Source organism: Halorubrum sp. SD626R (genome assembly GCF_001261915.1).
In the GTDB taxonomy this organism is placed as follows: Archaea; Halobacteriota; Halobacteria; order Halobacteriales; family Haloferacaceae; genus Halorubrum.
The window spans coordinates 1-6,962 of record NZ_CVRT01000026.1 but is presented as its reverse complement, the minus strand read 5'-3'; the positions used below and the strand labels follow the sequence as shown (position 1 = coordinate 6,962).

At 51.9% G+C, this 6,962-nt stretch carries 8 protein-coding genes; 5 read left to right on the top strand and 3 right to left on the bottom strand.

Features of this window, described 5'->3' with window-relative positions; all coding sequences use genetic code 11:
- Window positions 1-106: 106 nt before the first annotated feature.
- Window positions 107-517 (bottom strand): DUF8023 family protein, encoded by a 411-nt coding sequence (locus SD626R_RS01575; RefSeq protein ID WP_167603285.1) that lies wholly within the window; start codon window positions 515-517, stop codon window positions 107-109.
- Window positions 518-630: 113 nt separating this feature from the next.
- Between SD626R_RS01575 and SD626R_RS01570 the strand changes: the two genes are divergently transcribed.
- From SD626R_RS01570 to SD626R_RS01550, 5 genes are all read left to right on the top strand, one after another.
- On the top strand, window positions 631-840 hold the full coding sequence (locus SD626R_RS01570; protein WP_092562559.1) for a DUF8053 family protein: 210 nt from the start codon (window positions 631-633) through the stop codon (window positions 838-840).
- 239 nt (window positions 841-1,079) lie between these two features.
- Window positions 1,080-1,337: a DUF7386 family protein gene (locus SD626R_RS17430; RefSeq protein WP_092562555.1), complete on the top strand. Its 258-nt coding sequence runs from the start codon at window positions 1,080-1,082 to the stop codon at window positions 1,335-1,337.
- Between the two features lie 136 nt (window positions 1,338-1,473).
- A complete protein-coding gene (locus tag SD626R_RS01560; RefSeq protein WP_158298382.1) occupies window positions 1,474-2,709 on the top strand; it encodes a pentapeptide repeat-containing protein in 1,236 nt (411 codons plus the stop codon).
- An 88-nt stretch (window positions 2,710-2,797) separates the two neighbouring features.
- Window positions 2,798-4,096 carry an HNH endonuclease gene (locus SD626R_RS01555; protein WP_158298383.1) on the top strand — a complete coding sequence of 433 codons (1,299 nt, stop codon included), beginning with the start codon at window positions 2,798-2,800 and terminating at the stop codon, window positions 4,094-4,096.
- Between the two features lie 290 nt (window positions 4,097-4,386).
- Complete coding sequence (locus SD626R_RS01550) at window positions 4,387-5,193, top strand: CPBP family intramembrane glutamic endopeptidase (protein ID WP_092562547.1); 807 nt, start codon at window positions 4,387-4,389, stop codon at window positions 5,191-5,193.
- Window positions 5,194-5,366: 173 nt separating this feature from the next.
- Here SD626R_RS01550 and SD626R_RS01545 read toward each other — a convergent pair whose 3' ends face one another.
- Both SD626R_RS01545 and SD626R_RS01540 read right to left on the bottom strand, forming a co-directional pair.
- The gene (locus SD626R_RS01545; RefSeq protein WP_092562544.1) at window positions 5,367-5,729 is read right to left on the bottom strand and encodes a nucleotide pyrophosphohydrolase; all 363 of its coding nucleotides are present in this window, start codon (window positions 5,727-5,729) and stop codon (window positions 5,367-5,369) included.
- A 64-nt stretch (window positions 5,730-5,793) separates the two neighbouring features.
- Window positions 5,794-6,660, bottom strand: a complete 867-nt coding sequence (locus tag SD626R_RS01540) for an HNH endonuclease signature motif containing protein (RefSeq protein ID WP_158298384.1) — start codon at window positions 6,658-6,660, stop codon at window positions 5,794-5,796.
- Between the last annotated feature and the right edge of the window lie 302 nt (window positions 6,661-6,962).

Sequence of the window (6,962 nt, the reverse complement as noted above, 5' to 3'; positions counted from 1 at the left end):
ACCGCGTTGTAGTCGAAGAACTCCAGGAGGCCCCAGTTGATCGAGCCGATTGAGGTGAGGATCCAGATCACTCCCGCAATCGTGTCCTCCCCGTCCCAGATGGAGCTCACAGCAACCACCCCACGGTGAACTGCCCGGCGGTCACACCGACGACGTACAGGAGCCCCCACAGGTCGGAACTGGTGAAGAAACTCCCCACGGTATCAGGGAGCACGATGAACCCAATCGGGAGCGCGAGCGCGGCGACAGCTGCCCCGAGGTACCAACCCTGGAGCCCGCGAATATCGTCGGAGAGGGTCGAGAACTCAGTGTTATCGTTCGTGACGACAACTCCGATGATCGACGCGTAGCCGAGGAGCCACGCGGTCGAAAAGTCGAACCCAGCGAGGCTGAATTGTGTCGCTCCGAACTCGACGTCGAAGAGTTGGAACGTAGCGATATCAACGACCATGAACGCCGAGGCGAGGCCAGCCACGATGAGGGCGGCGTCGACGGCGTCAAATTCCATTTTCGCCATGCGAGCGGCCGGGCCACGGTGATCCCCATATACTCCCGCATTCAGTACGGTCTATGCCCGTTCCGTGTCACTTTGAGGTACATTTAAGTGAACCACCGTGCCCGCGAGGGGCGATGGGATTCAAAAGTCTCGTCGACCGCGACGGCAGCGGAACCGTAACGATCGACAAACAGCACCTCGAACTCGACGGATTAGTCGCTGAAGACGGCTCGATCAAGGAGGCCGACGCGCACACGCAGCGCGTCGGCGAGCGCGCGTATCTGGTGCGCTTCCCGGAGGACGGCGAAGTGCCGAGCCTGTTGGAGCTCGTGGGGCGAGCGTGAAACCTCGCGGAAGGGGGTTCTCGACGCGACCCCGTGGGGTCCGACGTGGATGTATTCACGATCCGCGATCTATGCACCTCGCTCGGCGCGATCGACGCATGAGGTACATAGAAATCAGGCGGGCTGCGGTCGGTGGCCGACGCAATCGTGGTCAAACCAACGGTACCACTTCAACACGGACCGGTTCAGTCACTCCAAAACGACGGGATTGTGACCCCGGTACATACGGCGTGGCATAAATGAGCCGTCGAACTAGCCTCAAGATAACCGATGAACGCGAGCGCCAACTTGAGAAAGCAAATGAGATTGTTGCCAGCGGTCCAGACGATGATCCGCCTATGAGCGTAGTGATCGACGCCGCACTCGCACACTTGATTCAATCAGAGGAGAATATCCAACAGGCTCGGAGCGACTTAGATCCGAAGACGATCCAGCAATTCAATACGGAGGTGATTGGGCTGAGGTATCGAACAGAGGTGTGGAGTCGCTGGCGGTAAACCATGGTACCGTTGTTTGAGTAAAAGGGCTATTACGACCCTTGTCGGCTGGTGTCTTTGATATATAAATGCGTAGTAGACATAGTTCCACATTCAGAAGAATTGAAGTATTACCTATGAGACATGGCACGTAAGAGTGCGACCAGGAAATAAAAATTTTGAAGATCAGGACTTGCGCGGGGCAGACTTTTCTAACATTAATTTGTCTGGTGCTGAGTTCTCTGACAGCAGCCTGAGTTCCGCTAATTTTAAAAATGCTAAATTAAGCAATGTAGGGTTCTCTCGCGCTGAACTAGATGGCGCAGACTTTTCAGGTGCTGAACTGAATAACGTAGGATTTTCTTGCGCTGAATTAGATGGCGCAGACTTTTCAGGTGCTGAACTGGATAATGTGGGATTTTCCTGCGCTGAACTAGATAGCGCAGACTTTTTTCACGTTAATGTAGACGGTGCTGTATTCTCTGACTGTAACCTGAATTCGGCTGATTTTGGTGGTTCTGAACTAATTAACGCGGACTTCTTGGGCGCTGATTTGTCAGCAGCAAATTTTCAAGATACAAGGTTTGAGAATGTAGACTTCCGGGATGTCCACGCGTTTAATGTAGATCTCTCACATGTGGACTTAACAGATGTTAATTTGAATTATGCGGACTTCACGCTAGGTCAGTTTGAAGAGTCAAGTCTAGAGGAAATGACCATATATGGAGTGAATATGTATAGTTCTAATCTCAAAAAAGCTCGACTCGGAACATCTAATCTTATTGATCCATCACTAGTTGATGCTAACTTATATAAAGCCGATATCCGACAAACTACGTTTCTTAAACCGGATATCCGGGGTATGAAAATTGAATCCGCAAGGTTGAGCGGCTCAACAAAATTCAAACGGTTTTCTTGGGAGCCTGAGAGTACTCGTGGGTGGGATACACTTGCGAAATCATATGAAAAAATCCGCGAAGAATTCAAAGAAAATGCCCTCAATACCTCCCAAAAGTCGTTATATTACTTACAGCGGAGGGCAAGGACTGTTGAAGCATTAAGCGAGGGGAGGAGGATTTCATTCATAATAGGTGGCGCTTCGGAATTAGTAACCGGTTATGGAGTTCGTGCAAAGCATCCACTTGTCTGGACAATACTACTCATGTCTCTATCCGCTCTTTGGTATTCTTATGTTCCGATCACCACCTGGGAGGGTGGTCCGATACATTACAGTATCGCGACGTTTGTAACTTCGGCACCACACCCGCCAAACAGTTTACAGAGTGATTTTTTGGACATTATTACTCAATTGGTAGTATTGGTAGAAACCTATCTTGGGACTGTCTTAATTATTCTATTAGGGTACGTATTGGGGAATCGGGACGTATTTTGATTTGTGTAGGATGTTCTGTAGATGGACAAATCTGATATGACTCGGAAGTAATAGTAATGACATGAGACGAGCGTGGGTCGTCAACACGATGCCCGAGCACTGGGACCATTGTATCAACGGCCCCTCTAATACAGAAGATCATTCTAACATTCATATCGGCGAACCTTGGCACGGTATTCCAACGGGTGGGAGAGCGCCCGACCCGGAACTTCTGGAACCGGGTGACCTCCTCATCGTTCGCGAAAGTGGTGAAGGCGTACGAGGCATCTGGACATTCGCCGAGGCGCGTCACGTTGAAGACCAGACGATTCTGCCCGAAGACTGGCGTTGGCACGGGGACACGAAACGCGACTACGACTGGATCATCTATTGTCGTGGACAGCCGGAGCAAGAATTTGACCAGATAATGCGTGAAGAGTGGCACGAGAGTCCTGATATCGCCCCTCAGAGTCTCACAGGAACGGCGAAAAACAAGCCCTCAATCATAGAGGCGTACATCGAAGCCCTCCTGGAGCACGATCTCTCTGGGTCAACGAAGGATCTCCTCCGAACCGTCAATCCGGAGAAGCCGACTGCGGCCCGTGGCGGAACATCCACGACGGCAGAGACAAACCATCCAAGAGGCGGCGAATCGTGGACACGCGACGACTTCCTCGTAACGCTCGATCTCTACCTAGACGATCCAGAGATCGAGAAGCGGCAGAACGATGATCGCGTGAAAAAACTCGCCGATCTCATGGGGCGATCAGTTGGCTCCATTTCATCGAGACTTGGGAATTTCCGCGCACTTGACCCGAATACTGATTCCGGGATGGAGAATGTAGGCGAGCCCGCTCAGGAGATCTGGGACGAGTACTTCGGGAATGAGGAGGAACTCGCTCGCGAGGCTGAGTTCGCATGGGAGCGCCTGAAGGCAGGCATCATCGTCGATGAAAAACCTGGGACGGAGAGTACCGGAACTGGAGGCGAAGTCTCAACGGGCGAAACTACCTCAACCACGACACAACGGATCGGTCAGGGTGACTTCCGCAAGCAAGTTCGCGACCGGTACGACGACACATGCGTCCTCTGTGACGTCGACGAACCCGGGCTTCTTCAGGCTGGTCATATTCTCGACTGGAGCGAGTTTGAGGATGCTCGCGGCGATCCCGCAAACGGGCTCCTACTCTGCTATACACACCACCGAGCGTTCGACTTGAACATGTTCACTCTGTCCAGGGACTACGAGATTGCCGTCCGCCCTGGATTAAAGACGGAGAGTGTCTTCATTAACCAGACAATCCTTAACCGCGAAGGTGAGTCGGTGACGTTCCCGAACGCACCGCCTTCAACCGAATATCTGGAAATTCACAACGAGCGAATCGGATGGCTGTCTGCTGAGGAGTAAGCCTATTAGGCCCTGTTGAAATCCTTAAGAACGGATAGGATCGTCGTGTGAGATACAGAGGATACAGTCAGTACGTGAACTGCGTTATTTTCTCCATCTAAATCCTAAACTACCGATAGAACGCGCCTGCCTGTTGATCGTAACGACGAACCGGCTCGCGTACACGTCCGTCAATAGAGCAGTCGAACCTGAGAACCTCGGATTGGACTGGATTTAGGTTGGACTTGACATAGCTTAACATACCGACTATGTCAATGTGTCTATATATACTCGCGTAGCGTACAGTGTGTATGGTATCGATTGTCGAACGTCATCCAGTCGGATTCACACTCGGACTAACAGCCGGTCTTATCGTATTAACACTACTCACACGGGCTGTCCTTGAAGTTGCTATCCCGCAGTTAACGCTACACGGGATCGGTCTCATTCTCAATTGGACCATCGTCGCAGGGAGTATCGTGCTCGTCACTTGGCTCGGTTGGTGGGAAAAAATTCGACTCACAGCACCAGTCAATCGGCGTGCAGTTATCTATCTGCTCCCCTTTGCGGCTGTGGTCTTAGTCCCAGCTATGTTTGGCCTTGCAATCCCTGAAATCTCACTCATTCAAGGACAAACCCTGCCGCCGTGGGCCGGACTTGTCGTGATCGTCGTTGGCGTGGCATTGGGTGCCGCCATCTCCGAGGAATTGATTTACCGTGGAGTGTTGCTCCGGGCGCTGGAGCCTCGCAGCCGCCTGCTGGCTGTCGTACTGCCGGCCACGATGTTTGGTCTAGCTCACATCTCACAAGTCATCCTCGGGAATTCGCTGGCTGAGTGGCTTCCACAGATGCTACTGATCATTCCCTTAGGGATCGGCCTCGGTGCAATTGCGCTCCGACTGGAGAGCCTCTGGCCGCTCGTCGTCTGGCACTTCGCAGTTGATGTGACCGGGTCATTAGTTGCTACGACATCAGTGGTCTATGAACTGATCACAATCGGATTCGTTCTGCTTGCCGGAGTGATTGGAGTGTGGCTGCTCTGGCAGGACCGGCGATCGAGACACGATATACACCGTCAGCTTAGCACGAATGTCGACGAGATCGGTGCACGAAGATGACGAGAACTACCACAAGGGTTGATTCGAAACAAGCGTGTGACGTGAGTGCTCTGTACTGAGTGATCGGTCTCTCCCGAAGATTGGCTTCGGTTGGCACCGCATTCGCGCCCTGTATTCAGCAGAACGCTGAGGATATATCATCAGTTGAGCATTTTAACAGAGCCACCTGTTGTTTAATCACGTTGCCAACGCTGGAGGTCCTCAGTCATCTCCGCCGCCGTGTCCTCGTCGAACCGACGCTCGTTATCGTCCATCTTCGCCTCGACTGCGTCGACGAGATCGATATCTAACTGCGTCGCAATCGCGATACTGTAGATGACGACATCCGCGAGTTCTTCCTCGACGCGAGCTTTCAGCTCGGAGTCTTCCTTGATCGTCTCAGCGTCGTGATTATCGTGCCAGAGGAAGATTTCGAGGAGTTCGTTCGCCTCGATACTGATCGCTTCTGCGAGGTTCTTTGGCGTATGAAACTGTTCCCAGTCTCGCTCGCTAACGAAGTCCTGATAGCGGTCTTCGAGATCGTTGAAAGACACCATATGTCAGTCTTTGAGGAGTGTCTTCATGAGTTGCTCGACGTTTTCTCAACCTCTCGCTGATTCGTTAGAACCACTCTATGTTCTTGTTTCGTCGTTCAAGGAATTCGGGGTCCACCGTCATCTCACTAGGGAATTCGACTTTTTCTCCCTCCCGAGAAACAATTGTCCGCTGTAGGAACGGTTCTACGGGCTCAAATTCCGGGTCAACCTGAATCCGGAGATCAGAGTCAAGTGTGAAGAGGTTATCATCAAACGCGGCGTGGAGGTCCCAGCAGAGTACGATTACATTGTCCGGATGCTCAACGAGATCATAATCAGCGGCACGTGGAACCACATGTGAGACCGTAAGAAATGGACTCCCTCGAAACTCCGAGAGAAGGCACTTGTTTTGGTACAGCTGGAGAATATCGCGCCGGAATTGGTTGGATATTTGCGGTGCGTTTCCCCCGCTAGAACCCGGTTGACCCGTTGTGTCTTCTGTTCCTGGTTTCGTAACTTCCCCTCTGCTTGATGAACCGTCTGACACGTTATCTATATCTGACGAGGGCTCTGTCTCAGAGATTATATCATCCGAATCTTCGATAGTCTTCTTAACGATCTCTAGGCGGCGTTGGGTAGCAGAGCCGAGAGGTGCGTTCTCGATAAGCACGTCAAGAAACATCCGAGCATGGTCGTCGCTAAGCTCGTTCGCGCCCTTGTTGAAACTCGCAAAGTCCGTCCCTTCCACCTGATAGTTCGTCGATTTGACCGGTGGATCGAATCTAGTCAGCCGTCGGCGATAAATGAATTCGTCGTACGTCTCTGGCTGGCCGTCTTCAGTAACCCAGTTGTGGTGGCTCTGATCCTGAACTGGTGTGGTCTCTTTGATTGTCCAAAGTTCCTCGATTCCTTCGCCAGACTGGCGAACGATAGCCAGCTCGCCCTCTTCCATGTCGTTGGCGTGATGTGCCGTTGGGCCAGCTAGACCATGGAATGGATGTCCGACGTGTTCGCCATGGACTGGGAGATCTGGTGGACCATCTCGACAAGCAGCCCAGTTACGCGATTGAAGATTAAATAGCCAGACAGAGCCATTCTCGTCTGCTAACTCTATTGACGACATAACTACTGATGAGCGTGTGTTTGTTATAAAACATATTCATCCATCTCATTAGAGGACTTCCTCAAAATCTACTTATATCGTGAATGAAGCCAGACCAACCCCCCATCATACGCTTCAACCCATGCTGTCGG

What these genes read in the sequence shown, in the direction of transcription:
- SD626R_RS01575 (WP_167603285.1), bottom strand. Translation starts at nt 517, where the DNA reads ATGGCGAAAATGGAATTTGACGCCGTCGACGCCGCCCTCATCGTGGCT.
- SD626R_RS01570 (WP_092562559.1), top strand. Translation starts at nt 631, where the DNA reads ATGGGATTCAAAAGTCTCGTCGACCGCGACGGCAGCGGAACCGTAACG.
- SD626R_RS17430 (WP_092562555.1), top strand. Translation starts at nt 1,080, where the DNA reads ATGAGCCGTCGAACTAGCCTCAAGATAACCGATGAACGCGAGCGCCAA.
- SD626R_RS01555 (WP_158298383.1), top strand. Translation starts at nt 2,798, where the DNA reads ATGCCCGAGCACTGGGACCATTGTATCAACGGCCCCTCTAATACAGAA.
- SD626R_RS01550 (WP_092562547.1), top strand. Translation starts at nt 4,387, where the DNA reads ATGGTATCGATTGTCGAACGTCATCCAGTCGGATTCACACTCGGACTA.
- SD626R_RS01545 (WP_092562544.1), bottom strand. Translation starts at nt 5,729, where the DNA reads ATGGTGTCTTTCAACGATCTCGAAGACCGCTATCAGGACTTCGTTAGC.
- SD626R_RS01540 (WP_158298384.1), bottom strand. Translation starts at nt 6,660, where the DNA reads ATGGAAGAGGGCGAGCTGGCTATCGTTCGCCAGTCTGGCGAAGGAATC.